Origin of the sequence: Enterobacter sp. RHBSTW-00318, from assembly GCF_014101375.1 — a bacterium.
Lineage (GTDB): Bacteria > Pseudomonadota > Gammaproteobacteria > Enterobacterales > Enterobacteriaceae > Enterobacter > Enterobacter ludwigii.
In genome coordinates, this window is sequence record NZ_JABXQH010000001.1 from 2,847,275 (window position 1) to 2,870,957 (window position 23,683).

Below are 23,683 nucleotides of genomic sequence, written 5' to 3' on the forward strand. Positions count from 1 at the left end.
GAAATATTTTCTTTATGTGACACTGAAAAAAGTAGCTGAAGATGACAGATTGTCATAAATAAAAATGCGGATGGGTTGATTAAAAACAAACCAGGAAGGGTAAAAAAGCTCCACCCGAAGGTGGAGCCTGAGGGGATTATTCTACGGTGACCGATTTCGCCAGGTTACGTGGCTGGTCAACGTCAGTGCCTTTGATCAGCGCGACGTGATAGGCCAGCAACTGCAGCGGAACGGTGTAGAAGATAGGGGCAATCACCTCTTCCACATGCGGCATATCGATGATGTGCATATTGTCGCTGCTCGCAAAGCCGGCGTCTTTATCGGCGAAGACGTACAGTACACCACCGCGGGCGCGGACTTCTTCGATATTGGACTTCAGTTTTTCCAGCAGTTCGTTGTTAGGTGCCACAACGATGACCGGCATGTCTGCGTCAATCAGCGCCAGCGGGCCGTGTTTCAGCTCGCCTGCTGCGTAAGCTTCCGCGTGGATGTAGGAGATCTCTTTCAGCTTCAACGCGCCTTCCAGCGCAATTGGATACTGATCGCCACGGCCGAGGAACAGGGCGTGATGTTTGTCAGAGAAATCTTCCGCCAGCGCTTCAATGCGTTTGTCCTGAGACAGCATCTGCTCAATACGGCTTGGCAGCGCCTGCAGGCCATGAACGATGTCATGCTCAACAGCCGCATCCTGTCCTTTCAGACGCGCCAGTTTCGCCACCAGCATCAGCAGAACGGTCAGTTGAGTGGTAAACGCTTTGGTGGAGGCCACGCCGATTTCCGTGCCTGCATTGGTCATCAGCGCCAGATCGGATTCACGAACCAGCGAAGAACCCGGCACGTTACAGATGGCCAGAGAGCCCAGATAGCCCAGCTCTTTAGAGAGACGCAGCGCCGCCAGGGTGTCCGCCGTTTCGCCAGACTGGGAAAGGGTGATCATCAGGCTATTACGACGCACCGCGGATTTGCGGTAGCGGAATTCTGAAGCGATTTCCACGTCACACGGGACACCGGCCAGGGATTCAAACCAGTAGCGGGAGACCATACCGGAGTTGTAGGAGGTACCGCAGGCCACGATCTGAATATGCTCAACCTTACCGAGCAGCTCATTGGCGTTGGCGCCCAGTTCGCTCAGGTCCACCTCGCCGTGGCTAATGCGCCCGGTCAGGGTGTTTTTGATGGCGTTCGGCTGCTCGTAAATTTCTTTCTGCATGTAGTGACGGTAAGCGCCTTTGTCGCCTGCGTCGTACTGCAGATTGGATTCGATCTCCGGGCGTTTCACCTGCTCGCCTTTGGTATCGAATACCGTCACGCTGCGACGCGTCACTTCCGCGATATCACCCTCTTCCAGGAAGATAAAGCGACGGGTAACCGGCAGAAGTGCCAGCTGGTCAGAGGCGATAAAGTTCTCGCCCATGCCCAGACCGATAACCATTGGGCTACCGGAACGTGCGGCCAGCAGCGTGGACGGATCGCGTGAATCCATGATTACCGTACCGTATGCACCGCGCAGCTGAGGGATCGCGCGCAGCACCGCTTCACGCAGTGTACCGCCCTGCTCCAGCTCCCAGTGAACCAGGTGAGCAATAACTTCGGTGTCGGTTTCAGAGACGAAGGTATAGCCGCGCGCTTTAAGTTCTTCGCGCAGCGGTTCGTGGTTTTCGATAATGCCGTTATGCACGACCACGATGTGTTCGGACACATGCGGGTGCGCATTGCCTTCAGACGGTTCGCCGTGGGTCGCCCAGCGGGTGTGCGCAATACCCGTGCCACCGTGCAGCGGATGATCTTCCGCAGCCTGGGCCAGCATCTGCACTTTACCGAGACGACGCAGACGGGTCATATGCCCTTCTGCATCCACAACCGCCAGACCGGCAGAGTCGTAACCACGGTATTCCAGACGACGTAAACCTTCGAGAAGGATTTCAGCAATATCACGCTGCGCAACTGCGCCAACAATTCCACACATAGTTTAATTTCCTGATTATGGCGTTATGCCATGCGTTGTCGCTGACCTGTATTTGCCCTTTCCGGGCACCCCGAGCCTTGTAGAGAGTGGGGTTATTGTTATAAGTACTGCCTTTGGGGGGAGGATTATGTTATCCCCTCACCCCAACCCTCTCCCCATAGGGGCGAGGGCGAAAAACACCGCACCGAACGAGCGCTCTCCTCGCGGGAGAGAGCAGGGTGCAGGTCGTTACTTTTTCTTCACCGGGCGTTTCCAGCCCTGCTTGTGAACCTGCGGCACGCGGCTCAGCACCAGCTCATTGTCGGCGACATCGCGCGTCACGGTCGTCCCGGCGGCAATGGTTACCCCGTTCCCGACCGTCACTGGTGCCACCAGCTGGGTATCAGAACCGACAAAAACATCATCACCGATGATGGTTTTAAACTTGTTGGCACCGTCATAGTTGCAGGTGATTGTTCCTGCACCAATGTTCACGTTATCGCCAATTTCTGCATCGCCCAGGTAGGTTAAATGGCCGGCTTTGGAACCTTTGCCCAGACGCGCTTTTTTCATCTCAACGAAGTTGCCAACATGGGCGCCTTCGAGCAATTCAGCGCCAGGGCGCAGGCGTGCGAACGGCCCAATGGTGCATGCCGCGTCCAGATGTGCATCTTCAACCACGCTGTACGGGCTAATGTCGCAGTCGTCACCGATGACGCTGTTTTTGATAACACAACCGGCACCAATTTTGACGCGGTGGCCAAGCGTGACGTTGCCTTCAAGGATAACGTTAGTATCGATTTCAACGTCGCGCCCGTGAGATAAGGTCCCGCGCAGATCGAAACGCGCCGGGTCGCGCAGCATAACGCCTGCCAGGAGCAGTTTTTCAGCCTGTTCGGACTGATAAACGCGTTCCAGGTGGGAAAGCTGAAGGCGGTTATTCACCCCTTCGGTTTCGCTAATCCGTGCCGGATGAACCGCCGCAATCTCACGCCCTTCCTGATAGGCCATCGCGATGATGTCGGTGATGTAGTACTCACCCTGCGCATTATTGTTGGTGAGCTTCGACAGCCAGCGCTTCAGGTCCGCGCCATTGGCAATCAGGATACCGGTGTTGATCTCCTGAATCTGACGCTGTGCGTCGCTGGCATCTTTATGCTCAACGATACCCGTTACGTTACCGTTTTCGCGGGTAATGCGGCCATAGCCGGTCGGATCGTCAAGCACGACAGTTAACAACCCGATGCCACCCTGCGGTTTAGCTTCACGCAGGCGGGCAAGGGTGTCGACAGAGATCAGCGGGACGTCGCCGTAAAGCATCAGAATATCTTCGTCATCCGCAAAGAACGGGGCGGCCTGCTGCATGGCGTGTCCGGTCCCCAACTGTTCTGCCTGAAGCACCCAGTTGAGTTTGTCATCGTTCAGCGTCTTTTTAAGCAGATCGCCGCCGTGACCATAGACCAGATGGACCTGACGGGCACCCAGTTCATTAGCGGCATCAATGACATGCTGCACCATCGGCTTTCCTGCCAGCGTGTGCAGTACCTTTGGAAGATCGGAATACATGCGGGTACCTTTACCGGCGGCAAGGATGACCACGCTCATTGTATTGTTCAACATACGCGTCCTGACTGTAATTTGAGTAAGAAGTTAAACCCGTTGACGTTGAAAATTCTACATATTTTGCGTCATAAAATGGAATGGCGGTAAAACGTTCAACATCAGCCAATAATGGCTATTTGAGGCGATTTTTAGGGGCAGAGTAAACCCCTTTTTCTCTGGAAAATAGCCTTCTCGCGATAAGTCGCTAGCACACACAATAGTTTAGCTATTCTTTTGGATCATGAATAAAGATCGGTGTGATACGAAACCATAAAAAAAGCCAGCCTGGAAACCAGACTGGCTTTGTGCTTTTCAAGCCGGTGTTACATCGCTTTTTTGGTCAACTCGATAACGCGCAGTTTCGCGATCGCTTTGGCCAGCTCCGCAGACGCCTGAGCGTAATCCACGTCACCATGAGAGCTGCTAATGTGCTCTTCAGCCTTACGCTTCGATTCCAGGGCTCGTGCTTCGTCGAGATCCTGGCCACGAATAGCGGTATCGGCCAGAACGGTCACGCTGCCAGGCTGCACTTCAAGAATGCCGCCGGACAGATAGATAAACTCTTCATGACCGAACTGTTTAACGATGCGGATCATACCAGGCTTAATGGCGGTGAGCAGCGGTGCGTGACCCGGGAAAATACCCAGTTCACCTTCACTACCCGTTACCTGGATTTTCTCGACCAGACCAGAGAACATTTGTTGCTCTGCACTGACGACGTCCAGGTGGTAAGTCATTGCCATATCACCCTCCGATTAAGGCGTTAAAGTTTTTTGGCTTTTTCCACGGCTTCGTCGATGGAACCAACCATGTAGAACGCCTGCTCCGGCAGGTGATCGTATTCGCCTTCCATGATGCCTTTAAAGCCACGGATGGTGTCTTTCAGGGAAACGTATTTACCCGGAGAACCGGTGAATACTTCCGCAACGAAGAACGGCTGGGACAGGAAGCGCTGGATCTTACGCGCACGTGCTACCACCAGTTTGTCTTCTTCAGACAGCTCATCCATACCCAGGATGGCGATGATGTCTTTCAGTTCCTGGTAACGCTGCAGCAGGGACTGTACGCCACGCGCGGTGTCGTAGTGTTCCTGACCCACAACCAGTGGATCCAGCTGACGGCTGGTGGAGTCCAGCGGGTCAACGGCCGGGTAGATACCCAGAGACGCGATCTGACGGCTCAGTACCACGGTTGCGTCAAGGTGCGCAAAGGTGGTGGCTGGGGATGGGTCAGTCAAGTCATCCGCAGGTACGTATACCGCCTGAACGGAGGTGATAGAACCGGTTTTGGTAGAGGTGATACGTTCCTGAAGAACACCCATCTCTTCCGCCAGCGTCGGCTGATAACCTACCGCTGAAGGCATACGACCCAGCAGTGCAGATACTTCAGTACCGGCCAGGGTGTAACGATAGATGTTATCAACGAACAGCAGAACGTCACGGCCTTCGTCACGGAACTTCTCAGCCATAGTCAGGCCAGTCAGCGCAACGCGCAGACGGTTTCCTGGTGGCTCGTTCATCTGGCCGTAAACCAGGGATACTTTGTCCAGAACGTTGGAGTCGGTCATTTCGTGGTAGAAGTCGTTACCCTCACGAGTACGTTCACCTACGCCCGCAAATACGGAGTAACCGGAGTGCTCGATCGCGATGTTACGGATCAGCTCCATCATGTTTACGGTTTTACCTACACCCGCACCACCGAACAGACCAACTTTACCGCCCTTCGCAAACGGACACATCAGGTCGATAACTTTGATGCCGGTTTCCAGCAGTTCCTGAGAGCTGGACAGCTCTTCGTAGGAAGGTGCTGCGCGGTGGATAGCCCAACGCTCTTCTTCACCGATGTCGCCTTTCATGTCGATTGGTTGACCCAATACGTTCATGATACGACCCAGTGTTGCTTTACCTACCGGGACTTCGATCGGGTGCTCAAGGTCTTTAACTTCCAGACCACGACGCAGACCGTCGGAAGAACCCATCGCGATGGTACGCACGATACCGCCGCCGAGCTGCTGCTGAACTTCCAGCACCAGGCTCTCGTTACCATTCTGTACCTCAAGCGCGTCGTACACGCGTGGTACGGCGTCCTGAGGGAACTCGACGTCCACCACGGCGCCGATTACCTGGACAATCTTTCCAGTAGCCATCTTGAATCCTCTACGTAATTCGTAAACCTGGTTAAACCGCGGCGGCCCCCGAGACGATCTCGGTGAGTTCCTGAGTAATGCTGGCCTGACGAGCTTTGTTGTAAACCAACTGCAGCTCTTTAATCAGGCTGCCGCCATTATCGGTCGCGGCTTTCATCGCCACCATTCGTGCGGCCTGCTCGCTGGCCAGGTTTTCTACAACGCCCTGATAAACCTGAGATTCAACGTAACGACGCAGCAGGGTATCCAACAGCGGTTTCGGATCGGGTTCATACAGGTAATCCCAGGATTTTTGCTTCAGCTCGTCATCTTCTGATGCCGGTAAAGGCAGCATCTGAGTGAGCGTTGGAACCTGAGACATGGTGTTAATAAATTTGTTGCTGACAACGTACAGTCTGTCCAGACGGCCTTCATCGTAAGCCTGCAACATCACTTTAACCGGGCCGATCAGCTCGGACAGGGAAGGGTTATCACCCATACCCGTCACCTGAGCGACAATGTTGCCACCAACGGAGTTAAAGAAAGAGACGCCTTTAGAGCCGATCATTGCGATATCGCACTGAACGCCTTTTTCAGACCATGCTTTCATATCCGCCAGCAGTTTTTTGAACAGGTTAATGTTCAAGCCGCCACACAGACCACGGTCGGTCGACACCACCAGGTAGCCCACGCGCTTAACGTCGCGTTCTTCCAGGTAAGGGTGCTTATATTCCAGATTACCGTTTGCAAGGTGACCAATCACTTTGCGCATGGTTTCTGCATAAGGACGGCTGGCCGCCATGCGATCCTGCGATTTACGCATTTTGGAAGCGGCGACCATCTCCATCGCTTTAGTGATCTTTTGCGTGTTCTGGACGCTTGCGATCTTACTACGTATCTCTTTTGCGCCGGCCATGAGCTTCTCCTCAATGCCAGGCGGCTTGTCCTGAGACAAGCCGCCGGACGATTACCAGGATTGGGTTGCTTTGAAGGAATCGAGGATAGCTTTCAGCTTGCCTTCGATTTCGTCGTTATAGCCACCGGTCTGGTTGATCTCTTGCATCAGCGGAGCGTGATCACGGTCGACGTAAGCCAGCAGAGCGGCTTCGAAGCTACCGATTTTCGCCAGTTCCACATCTTCGAGGTAACCGCGTTCAGCCGCGAACAGAACCAGGCCCTGCTGAGCAACAGACATTGGTGCGTACTGTTTCTGCTTCAGCAGCTCGGTCACTTTCTGACCGTGGCTCAGCTGTTTACGGGTTGCTTCGTCCAGATCGGATGCGAACTGAGAAAACGCAGCCAGTTCACGATACTGTGCCAGCGCGGTACGAATACCACCGGACAGTTTCTTGATGATCTTGGTCTGAGCAGCACCACCCACACGGGATACGGAGATACCCGGGTTAACTGCCGGACGAATACCGGAGTTAAACAGGTTGGTTTCCAGGAAGATCTGACCATCGGTAATGGAGATTACGTTGGTCGGAACGAACGCAGAAACGTCACCCGCCTGGGTTTCAATGATTGGCAGCGCGGTCAGAGAGCCGGTTTTACCCTTCACTTCACCTTTGGTGAAGTTCTCGACGTATTCCGCGTTAACGCGGGAAGCACGCTCCAGCAGACGAGAGTGGAGGTAGAATACGTCGCCAGGGAACGCTTCACGTCCAGGTGGACGACGGAGCAGCAGGGAAACCTGACGATATGCAACGGCCTGTTTAGACAGGTCATCGTATACGATCAGCGCATCTTCACCGCGGTCACGGAAGTATTCGCCCATTGCGCAACCGGCGTATGGTGCCAGGTATTGCAGTGCAGCAGATTCAGAAGCGGTCGCCACAACAACGATGGTGTTAGACAGCGCGCCGTGCTCTTCCAGTTTACGAACCACGTTAGAAATGGTGGACGCTTTCTGGCCGATAGCCACGTACACACATTTGATGCCGGAGTCACGCTGGTTGATGATGGCGTCGATAGCCATCGCGGTTTTACCGGTCTGACGGTCACCGATGATCAGTTCACGCTGGCCACGACCGATTGGAATCATGGCATCAACGGACTTATAACCAGTCTGCACTGGCTGATCAACGGACTGACGGTCGATAACGCCTGGTGCGATAACTTCGATTGGGGAGAAGCCATCGTGCTCAACCGGACCTTTACCGTCGATTGGCGCACCCAGGGTGTTAACAACGCGACCCAGCAGGCCACGGCCAACCGGCACTTCCAGAATACGGCCAGTACACTTAACCTTCATGCCTTCGGCGAGGTCAGCGTATGGACCCATCACAACTGCACCTACGGAGTCGCGCTCCAGGTTCAGTGCGATAGCGTAACGGTTACCCGGCAGGGAAATCATCTCACCCTGCATACAATCGGCCAGGCCGTGGATGCGGATAACACCGTCACTTACAGAAACAATAGTACCTTCGTTGTGAGCTTCGCTCACAACACTGAACTGAGCAATGCGCTGCTTGATCAGTTCGCTGATTTCGGTGGAATTCAGTTGCATGCTCCAGTCCCCTTAAGACTGCAAGACGTCTGCAAGGCGTTCAAGACGGCCGCGTACGCTGCCATCAATGACCATATCACCCGAACGGATGATTACGCCTGCCATTACAGACTTATCGATTTTGCAATTCAGCTTAACTTTGCGTGACAGACGTTTTTCCATCGCGGCGGTAATTTTCGCAAGCTGTTCATCACTCAGTTCAGTCGCAGAAGTCACTTCGACTTCAGCGGTAGCTTCACTAAGGGCACGTAAGTGCTCAAACTGCTCGAGAACATCCGGGAGCACACGGAGACGACCATTTTCTGCCATTACCTTAATCAGGTTCTGACCATTGGCATCCAGTTGCTCTCCGCACACGGCGATAAACGACGCGGCGAGAGTTTCAGGCGCTAACGCACCAGAAAGCAACTCGGCCATTTGTTCGTTTTTCGTCACCTCAGCGGCAAACGCCAGCATATCCTGCCAGCGATCGACATTTTGGTGTTCGACAGCAAAGTCAAAAGCTGCTTTGGCGTAGGGGCGAGCTACCGTAACAAATTCAGACATCAGCCCCTCCCTCCTTACAGTTCAGCGACAAGTTTGTCCACGATGTCGCTGTTAGCAGCTTCATCCACGGAACGTTCGATGATCTTCTCGGCGCCAGCAACAGCCAGAATCGCAACCTGCTTACGCAGTTCTTCGCGAGCACGTTTACGCTCAGCTTCAATTTCAGCCTGAGCTTGTGTCACGATCTTAGTACGTTCCTGTTCTGCTTCAGCTTTGGCTTCGTCCAGGATCTGCGAACGGCGTTTGTTAGCCTGTTCGATGATAACCTGAGCTTCCGCTTTCGCTTTTTTCAGCTGGTCTGTCGCGTTGGCCTGTGCAAGGTCCAAATCTTTCTTAGCGCGTTCTGCAGAAGCCAGACCGTCAGCAATTTCTTTCTGACGTTTTTCGATGGCAGCCATTAAAGGCGGCCATACATACTTCATGCAGAACCAGACAAAGAGAATAAACGCGATGGCCTGGCCGAGGATTGTTGCGTTCATGTTCACAGCACAATACCTCTTTAATATCTGTGGCTTAGGGTTTTAAAACTACTACTACGCGACAGCAAACATCACGTACAGACCCAGACCTACAGCGATCATTGGGATAGCATCCACCAGACCCATAACGATAAAGAACTGAGTACGCAGCAGAGGAATCAGATCAGGTTGACGCGCTGCGCCTTCCAGGAATTTGCCCCCGAGGATGCCGATACCGATCGCAGCACCGATAGCCGCCAGACCCATCATCACAGCGGCAGCCATGTACAGCAGATCCATATTCAGGTTTTCCATGACAGTCTCCAGTTTGTTTCAATTAAAACGTAGTAGTGTTGGTAAAAAATCAGTGCTCTTCAGACGCCATCGACAGATAGACGATCGTCAGAACCATGAAGATAAAGGCTTGCAGCGTAATGATCAGGATGTGGAAAATGGCCCAAGGCACATTCAGAATCCACTGTGACCACCACGGCAGAAGACCCGCGATCAGAATGAAAATCAGCTCACCCGCATACATGTTGCCGAACAGTCGCAGACCCAGTGAAACAGGTTTGGACAGCAGGCTAACGCCTTCCAGGATCAGGTTGACCGGAATAAACGCCCAGTGGTTGAACGGCTGCAAGGTAAGCTCTTTCACGAAGCCGCTTACGCCTTTCATTTTGATGCTGTAGAAAAGAATCAGGATAAACACGCCCAGCGCCATCGACAGGGTGATGTTCACGTCAGCGGACGGCACCACGCGCAGTGCTGGCAGACCGAGGACATGTTCGCCAATCCACGGCAGGAAATCGATTGGCAGCAGGTCCATCAGGTTCATCAGGAACACCCAAACGAACACGGTCAGGGCCAGCGGAGCAATCAGCTTGCTCTTACCATGGTACATGTCTTTGACGCTGCCATGGACGAAGCCGATGATCATTTCGATGAACGTCTGGAATTTCCCTGGAACACCGCTGGTCGCTCTTTTCGCAACACCGCGGAACATGGCCAGGAACAGAAGACCCAAAACGACCGAGAAGAACATGGAGTCGATGTTGATCGTCCAGAAGGTGGCCGGGGGGTTATGCGGATCCACCAGCGAGAATGTACGCAGGTCCAGCTGAAGGTTATTCAGATGGTGACCTATGTAATCCTGCGGCGTCATATTTTCTGAAGCCATGATGCCTTTTACCCTTTGTTGTTGATTACAGCTGGAGCCAGAACTTGTACCACCAGCACCAAAACCCACGTTGCTATCAGCGGCATGAATACCACTTTCAAAACCGCCAGCGCCATCACCAGTAGAGCAAAGGTCAGCAACACCTTACACACTTCACCGAGAGCGAAGGACCAGGCCACACGGCCTTTGGCGGGTGTATGCGCCTGATGACGCCAGGCAAAAATCATAAACAATACGTTTGGCAGAACAACCGCCAAACCCCCGCACACGGCGGAGATGCCCCAGAAGGGGTCTTTGAGGCTAAACAGCAGTCCACTTGCTATCACAGCCAGAAACTGAATGAACAGAAGCTTACGAGCAACGTTTCTACTCAAGAGCGACACAGACATCACGTTTTTACTCCTGCTCCCTTCGAGGTATGCCGCGTGTCGTATAAAACGTCCTTTAAGGCTCAGAGTCAAGCATCAAAAAGCGGTCAAATTATACGGTGCGCACCCGTGATTTCAAACATTAAGTAGCGAAAAGGTGAATAAATGTTTAAATATTTTTCCCCGCCGCTATTTTTTAACTTTTCCTGAAAGCCACGACCTTCGACCAAAACTGCAAACAGCGCGAAAACGTTGGCTACAAAGCGTGCACGAGATCACAAAACACACATTTGCGATAAAGGTGTATTTATCAAAGACGCAAATCGGTTTATTTCATCTTTATGAAATTAAAGACAAATTATCGTAACTATTTTCAAAACAGCCCGGTATACAATAAAAACCTTTTATTGACATTCTTAATAAATATTTAACATTCAATTCTGGTTGCCGTATTCCACTTTTAGCAGGCTGATATTTTCGATGTTGACTATCTTCATGCTGAACAATGGCTGTTACGTTAACCGTTAGAAAAACCTTAGTAACACAGAGGTTAAACTCTCTTCGGTAAAACCCGAGAATTTGTGCTGTTATTTAACATGGTCAGAACAGCACGAATTCCACAATTTTTATTAAATATTTAAAAATTGTTTGGCTTAATTATCACCAGATGGCGTTCACCCTCAAGCTGAGGAATGTTTAATTTCTCAACGGATTCGACAGCAAAACCCTCCGGAAGCTGTTCAATTTCATCGCCCGGCAACTGCCCTTTCAGGGCATAAAAGCGGCCATCTTGTGCAGGCAAGTGCTTACACCAGCTCACCATATCATTGAGCGACGCAAACGCGCGGCTGATAACACCGTCAAACGGTGGCTCCGCGGGGAACGCCTCTACCCTGCTCTGTACAGGAGCGATGTTCTCCAGCTTCAGCTCATGCTGGACTTGACGTAAAAAACGGACGCGTTTGCCAAGGCTGTCCAGCAGCGTGAAATGGCTCTCAGGGCGGACAATCGACAGCGGGATCCCCGGCAGGCCAGGACCTGTGCCCACATCGATAAAGCGCTCCCCTTTAAGATACGGCGCAACCACGATGCTATCGAGGATATGACGAACCAGCATCTCGTTGGGGTCGCGAACAGACGTCAGGTTGTACGCTTTATTCCATTTGTTCAGCATATCGACATAGGCCACCAGCTGAGTTTTCTGGTGATCGGTGAGCGAAATACCTGCCTGTTCCAGCAGACGAGAGAGTTTATTGAGCACAGTGGGTACCTGTTTAGACATAAATTGCCCGGTGGCGCTTACCGGGCCTACGAATTAGCAGGGCGGGTAGCGAAGCGCCACCCGCCAAAAGCACTGGATATTATGCGCTACGGCGCAGCATACCTTGCTTTTTCAGCCACACCAGCAGAATCGAAATCGCGGCAGGTGTGACACCGGAGATACGGGATGCCTGACCGATCGACACAGGCTTATGATCGTTCAGCTTGGCGATCACTTCATTGGAAAGCCCCGTCACCTGACGGTAGTCCAGCATTTCCGGCAGCAGCGTATTTTCGTTGCGCTGCTGTTTTTCAATCTCATCCTGCTGACGCGCGATGTAACCTTCGTATTTGACCTGGATCTCAACCTGTTCAGCCGCTTCAGCGTCTTCAAGGCCAGGCGCGAACGCGGTCAGTTTCACCAGGTTCTCGTAGGTCACTTCAGGGCGACGCAGCAAGTCTTCGCCGCTGGCTTCGCGCGAAAGCGGCGCAGTTAAGTGAGCATTCACTTCTGCAGCGGTTTCCGCCTGTGGATTCACCCAGGTGGTTTTCAGACGCTGACGTTCCTGCTCAATGCGTTCCAGTTTTTCGTTATAGCGCGCCCAACGTTCGTCATCCACCAGACCCAGTTCACGACCCACTTCGGTCAGACGCAGGTCGGCGTTATCTTCGCGCAGCATCAGGCGATATTCCGCACGAGAGGTAAACATACGGTACGGTTCTTTGGTACCCAGGGTGCAAAGATCGTCGACCAGCACGCCCAGATAAGCCTGAGAACGCGCAGGTGCCCAGCCCTCTTTCTCCGCAGAGAAGCGTGCTGCGTTCAGACCGGCAAGCAGACCCTGAGCGGCAGCTTCTTCGTAACCGGTCGTGCCGTTAATCTGGCCGGCGAAGAACAGACCGTGGATGAATTTGCTCTCCAGGGTTGGCTTCAGGTCACGCGGATCGAAGAAATCGTACTCAATAGCGTAGCCAGGACGAACGATTTTCGCGTTCTCCATACCCTGCATTGAGCGAACAATTTGCATCTGCACATCGAACGGCAGGCTGGTGGAGATGCCGTTCGGGTAAATTTCATTTGACGTCAGTCCTTCCGGCTCCAGGAAGATCTGGTGCTGGTTACGATCGGCAAAGCGCATCACTTTGTCTTCGATCGACGGACAGTAACGCGGGCCGATCCCTTCGATCACGCCAGCGTACATTGGGCTGCGGTCAAGGTTATTGCGGATCACGTCATGGGTTTTTTCGTTGGTATGCGTGATGTAGCACGGTACCTGCTGCGGATGTTGAGCCGCATTGCCCATGAACGAGAACACCGGCATGGGGTTATCACCGTGCTGTTGTGCCAGCACGCTGAAATCAATGGTGCGCGCATCAATACGCGGTGGCGTGCCTGTTTTCAGGCGACTGACGCGCAGCGGAAGTTCACGCAGACGACGAGACAGCGGAATGGACGGCGGATCGCCAGCACGGCCACCGCTGTAGTTATCCAGACCGATATGGATTTTGCCATCCAGGAAGGTCCCGACAGTCAGTACGACGGCTTTCGCGCGGAACTTGAGGCCCATCTGGGTTACGGCACCCACAACGCGATCGTTTTCAACGATAAGATCTTCTACCGCCTGCTGGAAGATCATCAGGTTTGGCTGATTCTCCAGGGCAGTACGTACCGCCTGACGGTAAAGCACGCGGTCTGCCTGAGCACGGGTAGCGCGCACAGCGGGACCTTTGCTCGCGTTTAGTATCCTAAACTGGATGCCGGCATGATCGATCGCTTTCGCCATCAGGCCGCCAAGTGCATCCACTTCTTTTACCAGGTGTCCTTTCCCAATGCCGCCAATCGCCGGATTACAGGACATTTGTCCCAGCGTGTCGATATTGTGTGTCAAAAGCAGGGTCTGCTGACCCATTCGCGCTGCGGCCATTGCGGCCTCAGTGCCTGCATGACCCCCGCCAATGATGATGACGTCAAAAGGATCCTGATAAAACATGGTGGTCTGCCTCGCGTAAAGCGGTATGAAAATGGATTGAAGCCCGGGCCGTGGATTCTACTCAACTTTAGTCTTTCGAGAAAGCATTGGGATCTTGGGCTATTAAAAAGAAGATCTTTTTATTTAGAGATCTGTTCTATTGTGATCTCTTATTAGGATCGAGTACCTCTGTGGATAAGCCCGATCTCACGATGAAGATCATGCAGTTAGAAAGGATCGTTTGCTGTGAATGATCGGTGATCCTGGCCAGTATAAGCTGGGATCAGATCGCGACTTTATACACAGGCCCAAAACAGCCTCAGAGTTATAACTTGGATAACTACCGCTTAATACGAGCTTTTAACCAGAGTTATCCACATCTGTTCGCGCGATCTTTAATCGTTTTTGAGTAAATTTTTCCATTCACCCAGCCAGATCTCCGCTGGATCTTCCGGAATGTCATGATCGAGGATGTTGATCTTCAGTGTTTCACCCAGCTGTTTTGCCCCACAGGCAGTCACAGCGGCTTCGACTTTCTCTATTGCACCGCAAAAGGTGTCATATTCACGACTGCCGATACCTACCGCGCCAAAACGGACGTTTGACAGGTCAGGCTGCTGTTCCAGCAGTTCGTCATATAAAGGTTGCAGATTATCCGGCAGATCGCCTGCGCCGTGCGTCGAGGTGATCAGTAGCCAGACCCCATCAGTCGGGAGATCGTCAAGCAACGGGCCGTGCAGTGTTTCGGTGGAAAAGCCCGCGTCTTCCAGCTTCTCAGCCAGATGTTCCGCAACGTATTCCGCGCCGCCCAGGGTGCTGCCACTGATAAGGGTAATGTCCGCCATTGATCGCTCGCTCAAATAAAGAGGGGCTCATTGTACGCTGTGAACGAGCTGGGATCTACCTGTGGAAAATGTGGGAATGAATTTGCCCGATCAGGGGCGGATGGTACGCATGATCGGGTTCTGCAGGGAGATCAATGTTTCAGTGGACTGAATTTCATCAATTGTTTGGATCTTGTTGATAAGTACCTGCTGGAGGGCATCAATAGAGCGGCACATCACCTTTATAAAGATACTGTAGTGCCCGGTGGTGTAGTACGCCTCTGTGACTTCTTCAAGCGCGTTGAGCTTCGCCAGGGCTGACGGATAGTCTTTGGCGCTTTTGAGAATAATGCCAATAAAGCAGCAGACGTCATAACCCAGCTGCTTAGGGCTGACGTCGATACGTGCGCCGGTAATAATCCCCGCCTGTTTCATCTTTTCCACGCGGACGTGGATTGTGCCCGGACTGACGCCAAACTGTTTCGCCAGTTCCGCGTAGGCAGTACGTGCATTGGCCATTAAGGCCTCCAGGATGCCGCGGTCCAGATTATCGATCTGATAATTTTCCATAGCTTTTTCTTATGAACATTAATGAATCTCTCTATTCTAGCGCCTTATTTTAATGAATCAAAAGTGAAGGTGGCTTTTTGTTGATGGGTTATTGAATAACAGGCCATTTCTGTTGCTTAATCTCTATCAACAGGACGCAGGAGTATAAATAATGAAAACCGCTTACATCGCAAAACAACGCCAGATCAGCTTCGTTAAATCCCATTTTTCACGTCAGCTGGAAGATAAGCTTGGTCTGATCGAAGTCCAGGCGCCCATTCTCAGCCGCGTGGGTGACGGGACGCAGGACAACCTTTCTGGATGCGAAAAAGCGGTACAGGTGAAAGTGAAAACACTGCCAGACGCCCAGTTCGAAGTGGTGCATTCCCTTGCGAAGTGGAAACGTCAAACCCTGGGACAACACGACTTCAGCGCGGGCGAAGGGCTTTACACGCACATGAAAGCCCTTCGCCCCGATGAAGACCGTCTTACGCCAATGCACTCTGTCTACGTCGATCAATGGGACTGGGAGCGTGTCATGGGCGATGGCGAGCGTCACGTCGGTACGCTGAAATCCACCGTTGAGGCGATCTACGCCGGGATCAAAGCGACCGAAGCGGCAGTGAGCAAAGAGTTTGGTCTGGCACCGTTCCTGCCGGAATCGATCCACTTTGTCCACAGTCAGGAACTGCTGAGCCGTTATCCCGATCTGGATGCCAAAGGCCGTGAGCGTGCGATCGCCAAAGAATTGGGTGCTGTATTCTTGATCGGGATTGGCGGCAAATTGTCTGACGGTAAACGCCATGATGTGCGTGCGCCGGATTATGATGACTGGAGCACGACGGGTGAGGGCGAATTCGCCGGTCTGAACGGTGATATTCTGGTCTGGAACCCGGTGCTGGAAGATGCGTTCGAGCTCTCTTCAATGGGGATCCGCGTGGATGCTGACGCCCTGAAGCGTCAGCTGGCACTGACCGGGGATGAAGATCGCCTCACGCTGGAGTGGCACCAGGCGTTGCTGCGCGGAGAGATGCCGCAGACCATTGGCGGCGGTATTGGCCAGTCCCGTCTGACCATGCTGCTGTTGCAGCTGCCTCATATTGGTCAGGTACAGTGCGGTGTCTGGCCACAACAGGTATGCGATCGCGTTGAATCTCTTCTGTAATTAGCGCTGCCAGCGTCTTAGCAGGCGGCTACGTAACCCGGTATCAAAGCGCCAGATATGATCGAAGATGCGCATGATACCGGGTTTTCCATGGGCGGACATCGCCACAGCATGGAAACGGTGCTGATGCACTCGCTGTAGCTCCTTCACTTTATTCACCACGTCATCCGGTAGCCGCTGGGCAATAAAATCGGAGATGACCACGGCGTCAGCGTCATACCAGTCTCCGCCCTGCATCCGCTCAACGATGCTTCGAAAACAGCTGGCCAGATCGGTACCGCCACGAAAGCGCTGGCTTAAAAAGCGGATCGCCTGCTCAATACCCTGCTGATGGGTCAGTTCATACCCCACAACTTCGCTGGAAAAGAGCATGATGAAGCAGCGACGTCGATCGGCGAGCGCCACGCGCATCAGAGCCAGGCAGAACGCTTTCGCGCACTGTTCGTTAAACCCTCCCATCGAGCCGGACGTATCCACGCACACAATAAAAGGCCCGCGCGGCTGTTCGTCAAAATCCTGATGGATGACCGGGCGCTGGCTGAGCTTTTCACGCCAGGCTTCGCCATGCAACCGGTAGGTCAGAAGCTGTTTTTCCACCAGCCGGCGATAAAACTCGTACTCAAGCTCGGTCATCCCCAGCGTACTCAACTCCGTGGGCAGCAGGCGCAAAATATCGTCGCTTTGCTGGAGCCCATCCACCTGCTCAGGCACGGTGGCTGGTTCACGGACCAGGGTGCGGAAGGTCTCCATTGGGGCATCTTTCTTTGGGACCGATTTGGCCTCCCGTGAGCGACCCAGCTGTTCGGCAAGCTTCATCAGCTCTGGCTGCTGTGCCAGAAAATCGCCGTACTTGACGATGAGCTGGTAATCTCCGCGCCGCAGCTGACCGGCGCTCATATCCCAAAGACGCCCGGCGGCGTTTTCATTTTCCACCAGCACCTGCTCCAGCTGACCGCTTAAGGTCATGCGTTCCTGCACTTCGCTAAGCAGCTGTTCACGCTCCTCATCCAGCAACTGCTGGTTCAACGTTGTGGCCTGCACCACCAGGCTGAGGCGCCAGCGTTGTAAAAAGAGGGTGTGTAGCGCGGGGGTAAACGTGGCGTTATCCGTGACCAGCGCTCGCGCCTGGCTGGCAAACGGAGAGTGTACCGTGTCGAGTAACGTCAGGGTTTGCGGGAGCTGGGCGATAAACTGTGACGTAGAGAGCCGCTGGCACTGCTGATAGCAGGCCACCTCGTCAGTTAATTCAGGGGGGACTTCGGTCTCTTTGAACCGCTGACGCAGGTTTTCGCGCCAGCGCGGGAGATCGTCGGTCATCGCCTTTTTGAGCCGCGGGAATTTTTCAAAAAAAGCCGCCAGCTGCGGGGAGGCCAGAAGGGTGATGACCACCTCTTCGATCAACCCCTCTTCGCTGACGGCCAGCATGACGTTAAGCGTATCCAGCGTTAGCATTGACGAGCCTGTTTGATCTGCGCGCTGACATCCTGCAGGCTGGCTTCGATGCGACCTAACCAGTCGCTATGAATAAAGAGGCATTTTTGCTGCTCGCTGAAGCGCGTATGTTGCTGGTGCCATTCCGTATCCAGCGCTTCAAGCTGGCGTTTAATCTCTTCCGGCACGCTGTCAGAGGCGCTTCCCGGAAGCGCAAGACGTGATCCCTGCAGGCTGACGTCGCGGATCACCAGATGCTGGCTGCTGTCCACTTCCAGCGTCAGCGGCTGGGCAAAACCGATGCCGTTGAGTTTGCCGCGGATCTCCCCGCCCTTATCAAGCCACTGAGCCAATGGCTCTCGCTCCACGGTGATATGGACCACCTGCATGTCATGCAGCTTAAGGGGCTGCTGAAGCAGGAGCGTCAGCGTTGTACTGGTCAGTTCGGACGGCAGCTCATAATGCGCTTTGCGGGCGAACATGCCGCCAAGGCGGTTTACTTTCAGCGCTGTTTTGTCGCTTTGTTGTTGCTGCAGCTGAATACGCCGTTGGGCAATCGCCCCGAGCTGGTTGAGCATCGACTGCTGGCCCCAGGCGTGTCCGGTCATCAATACGTCAAGCTGCTGCTGCATCAGATTCATGCCTTCCGCGTCGTGCCAGAGACAATCTTTTAAAAGGATCAGATCGATTGGCGCAACGGCATCGCGGCCGCTGAACAGGGCGCTGGCCTGCAGCAGGCGGATCGCTTTTTTCCAGCGACGATCGGAGACATACGGCGCAGAAGGCAGTAAATCGAGCTGCTGGCGCAGCAGATAGATCAGCTCAAACACCGAATCCGGCAGTGTGATTTTGCCGATATCCTCCTGCCACTGGTAATACTCCTCATCCGTGACCTGCAGCGAAGCGGGGACCGGGTTTTCATTCTCATCCTGCTGGCTGATCAGCATCGAGCGGAAGTTGGATTTATCCTGCACTTTGTCGAGCCACAGGCGGATCAGCATGCGGTCATACAGCGCTTCAAGGCTGCTGTCGGCTTCCGGGAGTTCGTTAGAGGCCGCCACCAGCAGGCGCATCGGGATTTTCTCTTCGCTGGCACCGTTGCGGAATCGACGTTCGTTTATCGCCGTGAGCAGGGTGTTCAGAATAGCCGGCCCCGCTTTCCAGATCTCATCAAGAAAAACAATTTCCGCTTCCGGAAGATACCCCTCAGTCAGGCGCTGATAGCGCCCCTCATCTTTCAGCGCCTGAATGGAAAGCGGGCCGAAAACTTCTTCTGGGGTGGAAAAGCGGGTCATCAGGTATTCGAAAGCGCGGGCGTTCTGAAAGGCAAATTTCAGCCGGCGGGCAATCAGGCTTTTGGCGATGCCCGGAGGTCCAAGCAGAAAGACGCTTTCGCCGCTCAACGCCGCCAGTAAACAGAGGCGAATGGCGTGGCTACGCTCGAAAAGGCCTTTTTCCAGCGCGCCGCTGAGGCGGGAAATTCTTTCTGCTATTAAATGTGAGTGAGCCATAATAGTTTTGCATCCTTTCGCCGTCGTGGCGGCCAATTGAAGCGAGTATAGACGTTTCAGTCAGGGCTGGTAATAGACTGAAGTGCGGCGCTATTTTCTTTGCGCTACATTAATGCGGTTGCATTTAGGGGTACGATTTTGCATTGAATCGTGCATACTGTGCGCTTTTTGTGGGCCAAGGGACTAAGCACACATTTGTTATTTAAACGAAAAGACTAGTCTATGAGCACTGATAATAAGCAATCATTACCCGCAATAACGCTTGCGGCGATCGGGGTTGTCTACGGTGATATCGGCACCAGCCCGCTTTATACGCTTCGTGAATGTCTGTCCGGTCAGTTTGGTTTTGGTGTTGAGCGCGATGCCGTCTTTGGCTTCCTGTCCCTCATCTTCTGGCTGCTGATCCTGGTGGTTTCAGTGAAATACCTCTCCTTCGTTATGCGTGCAGATAACGCCGGTGAAGGGGGGATCCTGACTCTGATGTCCCTTGCCGGGCGGAATACCTCCGCCAGAATGACGTCGGTGCTGGTCATTATCGGCCTGATTGGCGGCAGCTTCTTCTATGGGGAAGTCGTCATTACGCCCGCGATTTCGGTTCTCTCGGCGATAGAGGGGCTGGAGATTATCGCGCCACAGCTTGATTCGTGGGTTGTTCCGCTGGCGATCCTTGTCCTGACGCTGCTGTTCATCATCCAGAAGCACGGCACCGGGCTGGTGGGCAAGCTGTTCGCTCCGATTATGCTGGCCTGGTTCCTGGTCCTGGCGGCACTCGGTTTACGCAGCATTATTGCTAACCCGGATGTGCTGCATGCGCTGAACCCTTACTGGGCCGTGCATTTCTTCCTTGAATATAAAGTGGTTTCCTTCGTCGCGCTCGGTGCCGTCGTGCTCTCTATCACCGGTGTTGAGGCGCTGTATGCCGATATGGGGCACTTCGGGAAACTGCCTATCCGCGTGGCGTGGTTTTTAGTGGTCCTGCCGTCGCTGGTGCTGAACTATTTCGGTCAGGGTGCGCTGCTGCTGCAAAACCCGGAGGCGATTAAGAACCCATTCTTCCTGCTGGCTCCGGACTGGGCGCTGGTGCCCATGCTGATTCTGGCGACGCTGGCGACCGTTATTGCCTCGCAGGCGGTAATTTCAGGCGTGTTCTCTCTGACGCGTCAGGCCGTGCGTCTGGGGTATCTCTCGCCTATGCGCATTATCCATACCTCCGAGATGGAGTCGGGCCAGATTTACATTCCGTTCATCAACTGGCTGCTCTATTTCGCCGTGGTGATTGTCATCGTCAGCTTCGAGCACTCCAGCAACCTGGCGGCGGCGTACGGTATTGCGGTAACCGGTACGATGGTACTGACCTCGCTGCTCTCCACCACGGTAGCGTACCGAAACTGGCACTGGAACAAATTCCTCGTGATGATGATTCTGGTCGGCTTCCTGTGCATTGACGTGCCGCTTTTCTCCGCCAACCTCGACAAGATTGTCTCCGGTGGCTGGCTGCCGTTGACGCTCGGTCTGGTGATGTTCATTGTCATGACCACGTGGAAAAGCGAACGTTTCCGCCTTCTGCGCCGTATGCATGAGCACGGTAACTCCCTGGAGGCTATGATTGCCTCGCTGGAGAAATCGCCGCCGGTACGCGTGCCGGGCACCGCGGTGTATATGTCGCGTGCGCTGAACGTTATCCCGTTTGCGCTGATGCATAACCTCAAGCACAACAAAGTGCTGCACGAGCGCGTGATCCTGCTGACCCTGCGCACCGAAGATGCCCCGTACGTCCACAATGTCCGCCGCGTGCAAATCGAGCAACTGTCGCCGACCTTCTGGCGCGTCGTGGCAAGCTACGGCTGGCGTGAGACACCAAACGTCGAAGAGGTGTTCCATCGCTGCGGTCTGGAAGGTCTGAGCTGTCGCATGATGGAGACCTCGTTCTTTATGTCCCACGAGTCGCTGATTATCGGCAAGCGCCCCTGGTATTTGCGTCTGCGCGGCAAGTTGTACCTTATCCTGCAGCGTAACGCCCTTCGCGCGCCTGACCAGTTTGAGATCCCGCCTAACCGTGTGATTGAGCTGGGAACGCAGGTCGAAATCTAGGTCCTCGAGTGGCCTGAAGCCCTCTCCTGGATGGAGAGGGTGCAACCCTAAAAAAGCGGTAACCAAAGGGTTACCGTTTTTGCATTTATCGCCTTCTCATTTCACGTAGCGAAACGTTTCGACGCCGATCACAAATCTGTTATGTCATGGTGGTTTTCTGAACACCGTTAAGACTAAACTGATTTCAGCGAAACGTTTCGCTAGTGGAGCAAGAAAATGAAGAAAGGCACCGTTCTTAACGCAGAAATCTCATCGGTTATTTCCCGTCTTGGGCATACCGATACGCTGGTGGTTTGCGATGCAGGCTTACCGGTTCCACGCAGCACAACCCGTATTGATATGGCGTTAACGCAGGGCGTGCCCTCGTTTATGCAGGTACTGGACGTGGTGACGGCGGAGATGCAGGTTGAGGCGGCCATTCTCGCGACGGAAATTAAACACCATAATCCGCAACTCCACGAAACGTTGCTCAGCCACATTGAGCAACTGCAACAACACCAGGGAAACACCATAGAAATTCGTTACACAACGCACGAGCAATTCAAACAACAAACCGCAGACAGTCAGGCGGTGATTCGCAGCGGGGAGTGTTCCCCGTATGCGAATATCATTCTCTGTGCTGGCGTCACCTTCTGAGGCCATCATGGACGCATTACTGCAACTGAAAGGGATCGATAAAGCGTTCCCGGGCGTAAAAGCCCTCTCTGGCGCGGCTCTGAACGTTTATCCCGGACGCGTAATGGCGCTGGTGGGCGAAAACGGGGCCGGCAAATCCACCATGATGAAAGTGCTGACCGGTATCTATCAACGCGATGCCGGCTCGCTGCTGTGGCTGGGTAAAGAGACCACGTTCAACGGCCCGAAATCCTCCCAGGATGCGGGGATCGGTATTATCCACCAGGAGCTGAACCTGATCCCGCAGCTCAGCATTGCGGAAAACATCTTCCTCGGACGCGAGTTCGTTAACCGGTTTGGCAAAATCGACTGGAAAACGATGTATGCCGAAGCGGACAAACTGCTGGCGAAGCTAAACCTGCGCTTCAAGAGCGACCGTCTGGTGGGCGACCTCTCCATTGGCGATCAGCAAATGGTTGAAATCGCGAAGGTGCTGAGCTTTGAGTCGAAGGTCATCATTATGGATGAACCGACGGACGCGCTGACCGACACCGAAACCGAATCTTTATTCCGCGTTATCCGCGAGCTGAAATCGCAGGGACGCGGGATTGTCTATATCTCTCACCGTATGAAAGAGATTTTCGAGATCTGCGACGACGTAACGGTCTTCCGCGACGGGCAATTCATTGCCGAGCGCGAAGTCGCCACGCTGACCGAAGATACCCTTATCGAAATGATGGTGGGACGTAAGCTCGAAGACCAGTATCCGCATCTGGACAAAGCACCGGGTGAGATCCGCCTGAAGGTGGACAACCTCTGTGGCCCGGGCGTGAACGATGTCACCTTTACCCTGCGCCAGGGGGAGATCCTTGGCGTGGCGGGGTTAATGGGGGCAGGCCGTACCGAGCTGATGAAAGTGCTCTATGGCGCACTGCCGCGTACCAGCGGTTATGTCACGCTCGACGGTCATGAGGTGGTGACTCGCTCTCCACAGGATGGCCTGGCAAACGGCATCGTCTATATCTCCGAAGACCGCAAGCGTGACGGCTTAGTGCTGGGGATGTCGGTAAAAGAGAACATGTCGCTTACTGCCCTGCGCTATTTCAGCCGCAGCGGTGGCAGCCTGAAGCACAAAGATGAACAGCAGGCGGTCAGCGATTTTATCCGTCTCTTCAACGTTAAAACGCCGTCGATGGAGCAGGCGATTGGCCTGTTGTCCGGTGGTAATCAGCAAAAAGTGGCCATTGCGCGCGGTCTGATGACGCGCCCGAAAGTGCTGATCCTTGATGAGCCAACCCGCGGCGTGGACGTTGGGGCCAAGAAAGAGATCTATCAGCTGATTAACCAGTTCAAGGCCGACGGCCTGAGCATCATTCTGGTCTCTTCCGAGATGCCAGAAGTATTAGGCATGAGCGATCGCATTATCGTCATGCATGAAGGGCATCTCGGTGGTGAATTCACTCGCGAGCAGGCCACCCAGGAAGTTCTGATGGCTGCCGCTGTGGGCAAGCTTAATCGCGTGAATCAGGAGTAA

Annotated in this window: 21 protein-coding genes; 4 read left to right on the forward strand and 17 right to left on the reverse strand. The window is 53.8% G+C overall.

All coding sequences use genetic code 11. The annotated features are described in order from the left end of the window. Positions 1–136 precede the first annotated feature (136 nt). The 15 genes from glmS to asnC all read right to left on the reverse strand — a co-directional run bounded on the left by glmS (position 137) and on the right by asnC (position 15,357). Entirely contained in the window at positions 137–1,966 is a 1,830-nt protein-coding gene (gene glmS, locus HV157_RS14120) for a glutamine--fructose-6-phosphate transaminase (isomerizing) (protein WP_032679281.1), read from the reverse strand. 228 nt (positions 1,967–2,194) lie between these two features. After that, the gene (gene glmU, locus HV157_RS14125) at positions 2,195–3,565 is read right to left on the reverse strand and encodes a bifunctional UDP-N-acetylglucosamine diphosphorylase/glucosamine-1-phosphate N-acetyltransferase GlmU (RefSeq protein ID WP_182268055.1); all 1,371 of its coding nucleotides are present in this window, start codon (positions 3,563–3,565) and stop codon (positions 2,195–2,197) included. Positions 3,566–3,870: 305 nt separating this feature from the next. Beyond that, entirely contained in the window at positions 3,871–4,290 is a 420-nt protein-coding gene (locus HV157_RS14130; RefSeq protein ID WP_006177560.1) for a F0F1 ATP synthase subunit epsilon, read from the reverse strand. Positions 4,291–4,310: 20 nt separating this feature from the next. After that, a complete protein-coding gene (atpD, locus tag HV157_RS14135) occupies positions 4,311–5,693 on the reverse strand; it encodes a F0F1 ATP synthase subunit beta (protein WP_006177559.1) in 1,383 nt (460 codons plus the stop codon). A gap of 31 nt (positions 5,694–5,724) precedes the next feature. Then, complete coding sequence (gene atpG, locus HV157_RS14140) at positions 5,725–6,588, reverse strand: F0F1 ATP synthase subunit gamma (protein WP_020882764.1); 864 nt, start codon at positions 6,586–6,588, stop codon at positions 5,725–5,727. 51 nt (positions 6,589–6,639) lie between these two features. Then, positions 6,640–8,181, reverse strand: coding sequence for a F0F1 ATP synthase subunit alpha (gene atpA, locus HV157_RS14145; RefSeq protein WP_006808751.1), 1,542 nt, complete (start codon positions 8,179–8,181; stop codon positions 6,640–6,642). Between the two features lie 12 nt (positions 8,182–8,193). Then, on the reverse strand, positions 8,194–8,727 hold the full coding sequence (gene atpH / locus HV157_RS14150; RefSeq protein WP_014172281.1) for a F0F1 ATP synthase subunit delta: 534 nt from the start codon (positions 8,725–8,727) through the stop codon (positions 8,194–8,196). A gap of 14 nt (positions 8,728–8,741) precedes the next feature. Further along, positions 8,742–9,212: a F0F1 ATP synthase subunit B gene (gene atpF / locus HV157_RS14155; protein ID WP_003862370.1), complete on the reverse strand. Its 471-nt coding sequence runs from the start codon at positions 9,210–9,212 to the stop codon at positions 8,742–8,744. Positions 9,213–9,260: 48 nt separating this feature from the next. Next, the gene (atpE, locus tag HV157_RS14160) at positions 9,261–9,500 is read right to left on the reverse strand and encodes a F0F1 ATP synthase subunit C (protein WP_000429386.1); all 240 of its coding nucleotides are present in this window, start codon (positions 9,498–9,500) and stop codon (positions 9,261–9,263) included. A gap of 49 nt (positions 9,501–9,549) precedes the next feature. Further along, a complete protein-coding gene (gene atpB / locus HV157_RS14165; RefSeq protein WP_014172280.1) occupies positions 9,550–10,365 on the reverse strand; it encodes a F0F1 ATP synthase subunit A in 816 nt (271 codons plus the stop codon). Positions 10,366–10,373: 8 nt separating this feature from the next. After that, the gene (gene atpI / locus HV157_RS14170; protein WP_008500194.1) at positions 10,374–10,754 is read right to left on the reverse strand and encodes a F0F1 ATP synthase subunit I; all 381 of its coding nucleotides are present in this window, start codon (positions 10,752–10,754) and stop codon (positions 10,374–10,376) included. Positions 10,755–11,370: 616 nt separating this feature from the next. Then, on the reverse strand, positions 11,371–11,994 hold the full coding sequence (rsmG, locus tag HV157_RS14175) for a 16S rRNA (guanine(527)-N(7))-methyltransferase RsmG (RefSeq protein WP_032679279.1): 624 nt from the start codon (positions 11,992–11,994) through the stop codon (positions 11,371–11,373). Positions 11,995–12,094: 100 nt separating this feature from the next. Then, positions 12,095–13,984 (reverse strand): tRNA uridine-5-carboxymethylaminomethyl(34) synthesis enzyme MnmG, encoded by a 1,890-nt coding sequence (gene mnmG / locus HV157_RS14180; RefSeq protein ID WP_032679278.1) that lies wholly within the window; start codon positions 13,982–13,984, stop codon positions 12,095–12,097. A 374-nt stretch (positions 13,985–14,358) separates the two neighbouring features. Beyond that, positions 14,359–14,808, reverse strand: coding sequence for an FMN-binding protein MioC (mioC, locus tag HV157_RS14185; RefSeq protein WP_020882767.1), 450 nt, complete (start codon positions 14,806–14,808; stop codon positions 14,359–14,361). Positions 14,809–14,898: 90 nt separating this feature from the next. After that, on the reverse strand, positions 14,899–15,357 hold the full coding sequence (gene asnC, locus HV157_RS14190) for a transcriptional regulator AsnC (protein WP_014172275.1): 459 nt from the start codon (positions 15,355–15,357) through the stop codon (positions 14,899–14,901). Between the two features lie 151 nt (positions 15,358–15,508). Between asnC and asnA the strand changes: the two genes are divergently transcribed. Beyond that, positions 15,509–16,501 carry an aspartate--ammonia ligase gene (asnA, locus tag HV157_RS14195; protein ID WP_182268054.1) on the forward strand — a complete coding sequence of 331 codons (993 nt, stop codon included), beginning with the start codon at positions 15,509–15,511 and terminating at the stop codon, positions 16,499–16,501. Here the strand turns inward: asnA and viaA are convergent, their stop codons facing one another. Together viaA and ravA are read right to left on the reverse strand one after the other, a co-directional pair. Then, on the reverse strand, positions 16,502–17,953 hold the full coding sequence (gene viaA, locus HV157_RS14200) for an ATPase RavA stimulator ViaA (protein ID WP_014172273.1): 1,452 nt from the start codon (positions 17,951–17,953) through the stop codon (positions 16,502–16,504). Further along, positions 17,947–19,443: an ATPase RavA gene (gene ravA, locus HV157_RS14205; RefSeq protein WP_138614770.1), complete on the reverse strand. Its 1,497-nt coding sequence runs from the start codon at positions 19,441–19,443 to the stop codon at positions 17,947–17,949. The genes viaA and ravA overlap by 7 nt, the downstream gene beginning before the upstream one ends. Before the next feature lie 222 nt (positions 19,444–19,665). Between ravA and kup the strand changes: the two genes are divergently transcribed. From kup to rbsA, 3 genes are all read left to right on the forward strand, one after another. Then, positions 19,666–21,534 (forward strand): low affinity potassium transporter Kup, encoded by a 1,869-nt coding sequence (gene kup, locus HV157_RS14210; protein WP_014172271.1) that lies wholly within the window; start codon positions 19,666–19,668, stop codon positions 21,532–21,534. Positions 21,535–21,750: 216 nt separating this feature from the next. Then, complete coding sequence (gene rbsD / locus HV157_RS14215; protein WP_020882770.1) at positions 21,751–22,170, forward strand: D-ribose pyranase; 420 nt, start codon at positions 21,751–21,753, stop codon at positions 22,168–22,170. Between the two features lie 7 nt (positions 22,171–22,177). Beyond that, a complete protein-coding gene (gene rbsA / locus HV157_RS14220) occupies positions 22,178–23,683 on the forward strand; it encodes a ribose ABC transporter ATP-binding protein RbsA (RefSeq protein WP_020882771.1) in 1,506 nt (501 codons plus the stop codon).

What these genes read in the sequence shown, in the direction of transcription:
- glmS (WP_032679281.1), bottom strand. Translation starts at nt 1,966, where the DNA reads ATGTGTGGAATTGTTGGCGCAGTTGCGCAGCGTGATATTGCTGAAATC.
- glmU (WP_182268055.1), bottom strand. Translation starts at nt 3,565, where the DNA reads ATGTTGAACAATACAATGAGCGTGGTCATCCTTGCCGCCGGTAAAGGT.
- HV157_RS14130 (WP_006177560.1), bottom strand. Translation starts at nt 4,290, where the DNA reads ATGGCAATGACTTACCACCTGGACGTCGTCAGTGCAGAGCAACAAATG.
- atpD (WP_006177559.1), bottom strand. Translation starts at nt 5,693, where the DNA reads ATGGCTACTGGAAAGATTGTCCAGGTAATCGGCGCCGTGGTGGACGTC.
- atpG (WP_020882764.1), bottom strand. Translation starts at nt 6,588, where the DNA reads ATGGCCGGCGCAAAAGAGATACGTAGTAAGATCGCAAGCGTCCAGAAC.
- atpA (WP_006808751.1), bottom strand. Translation starts at nt 8,181, where the DNA reads ATGCAACTGAATTCCACCGAAATCAGCGAACTGATCAAGCAGCGCATT.
- atpH (WP_014172281.1), bottom strand. Translation starts at nt 8,727, where the DNA reads ATGTCTGAATTTGTTACGGTAGCTCGCCCCTACGCCAAAGCAGCTTTT.
- atpE (WP_000429386.1), bottom strand. Translation starts at nt 9,500, where the DNA reads ATGGAAAACCTGAATATGGATCTGCTGTACATGGCTGCCGCTGTGATG.
- atpB (WP_014172280.1), bottom strand. Translation starts at nt 10,365, where the DNA reads ATGGCTTCAGAAAATATGACGCCGCAGGATTACATAGGTCACCATCTG.
- atpI (WP_008500194.1), bottom strand. Translation starts at nt 10,754, where the DNA reads ATGTCTGTGTCGCTCTTGAGTAGAAACGTTGCTCGTAAGCTTCTGTTC.
- mnmG (WP_032679278.1), bottom strand. Translation starts at nt 13,984, where the DNA reads ATGTTTTATCAGGATCCTTTTGACGTCATCATCATTGGCGGGGGTCAT.
- mioC (WP_020882767.1), bottom strand. Translation starts at nt 14,808, where the DNA reads ATGGCGGACATTACCCTTATCAGTGGCAGCACCCTGGGCGGCGCGGAA.
- asnC (WP_014172275.1), bottom strand. Translation starts at nt 15,357, where the DNA reads ATGGAAAATTATCAGATCGATAATCTGGACCGCGGCATCCTGGAGGCC.
- asnA (WP_182268054.1), top strand. Translation starts at nt 15,509, where the DNA reads ATGAAAACCGCTTACATCGCAAAACAACGCCAGATCAGCTTCGTTAAA.
- viaA (WP_014172273.1), bottom strand. Translation starts at nt 17,953, where the DNA reads ATGCTAACGCTGGATACGCTTAACGTCATGCTGGCCGTCAGCGAAGAG.
- ravA (WP_138614770.1), bottom strand. Translation starts at nt 19,443, where the DNA reads ATGGCTCACTCACATTTAATAGCAGAAAGAATTTCCCGCCTCAGCGGC.
- kup (WP_014172271.1), top strand. Translation starts at nt 19,666, where the DNA reads ATGAGCACTGATAATAAGCAATCATTACCCGCAATAACGCTTGCGGCG.
- rbsD (WP_020882770.1), top strand. Translation starts at nt 21,751, where the DNA reads ATGAAGAAAGGCACCGTTCTTAACGCAGAAATCTCATCGGTTATTTCC.
- rbsA (WP_020882771.1), top strand. Translation starts at nt 22,178, where the DNA reads ATGGACGCATTACTGCAACTGAAAGGGATCGATAAAGCGTTCCCGGGC.